Source organism: Chryseomicrobium imtechense (genome assembly GCF_041475995.1).
Taxonomy (GTDB): Bacteria; Bacillota; Bacilli; order Bacillales_A; family Planococcaceae; genus Chryseomicrobium; species Chryseomicrobium aureum.
The window spans coordinates 1-851 of record NZ_JBGOBM010000035.1 but is presented as its reverse complement, the minus strand read 5'-3'; the positions used below and the strand labels follow the sequence as shown (position 1 = coordinate 851).

The following is an 851-nucleotide window of genomic DNA, read 5'->3' as shown; positions in this document are numbered from 1 at the left end:
CCCGTGGTGTAGCGGTTAACATGCCTGCCTGTCACGCAGGAGATCGCGGGTTCGATTCCCGTCGGGACCGCCATTTTATTACTGGGGTATAGCCAAGCGGTAAGGCAACGGATTTTGATTCCGTCATGCCTAGGTTCGAATCCTAGTACCCCAGCCATTTCTTATAGAGAGCCATTAGCTCAGTTGGTAGAGCATCTGACTTTTAATCAGAGGGTCGAAGGTTCGAGTCCTTCATGGCTCACCATTTTCCCTTGACAGTAAGTAAGGAATTATAGTAGAATAGTGATTGTCGCATCAATCATGATTGATGACTACGCGGTCGTGGCGGAATGGCAGACGCGCTAGGTTGAGGGCCTAGTGGGGGTTAACCCCGTGGAGGTTCAAGTCCTCTCGGCCGCACCATTCAAAAATAGCGCCCGTAGCTCAATTGGATAGAGCGTCTGACTACGGATCAGAAGGTTGTGGGTTCGACTCCTGCCTGGCGCGCCAATAACTTTATTCTTACTAACATACAAACCACGCGGGTGTAGTTTAGTGGTAAAACCCCAGCCTTCCAAGCTGGTGATGAGGGTTCGATTCCCTTCACCCGCTCCAATTTATTTGAGAGCATTAAAGCTGAACATTGAAAACTGAACATGCAAGACGTTAAGATTAACCTTTCGAAGCTAACCCTCGTTAGTGGAGAAGGATATTTTTTTGGATATCGATATTGGAGTGTTTAACACTCGAATAGTATGATGCCAGCAACAAAATGAGCTTCTATTAAGTTCTCTTTTATGGAGAGTTTGATCCTGGCTCAGGACGAACGCTGGCGGCGTGCCTAATACATGCAAGTCGAGCGGATGAAGGAG

At 47.8% G+C, this 851-nt stretch carries 5 tRNA genes and 1 rRNA gene; all 6 read left to right on the top strand.

Going from position 1 to position 851, the window contains the following annotated elements:
• Positions 1 to 82 precede the first annotated feature (82 nt).
• A tRNA-Gln gene (locus AB5N96_RS13440) sits at positions 83 to 157 on the top strand.
• A gap of 11 nt (positions 158 to 168) precedes the next feature.
• A tRNA-Lys gene (locus AB5N96_RS13435) sits at positions 169 to 244 on the top strand.
• Positions 245 to 315: 71 nt separating this feature from the next.
• Positions 316 to 402, top strand: a tRNA-Leu gene (locus AB5N96_RS13430).
• Positions 403 to 412: 10 nt separating this feature from the next.
• Positions 413 to 489, top strand: a tRNA-Arg gene (locus AB5N96_RS13425).
• Positions 490 to 520: 31 nt separating this feature from the next.
• Positions 521 to 594, top strand: a tRNA-Gly gene (locus AB5N96_RS13420).
• A 179-nt stretch (positions 595 to 773) separates the two neighbouring features.
• Positions 774 to 851, top strand: a 16S ribosomal RNA gene (locus AB5N96_RS13415); the annotation flags it as partial.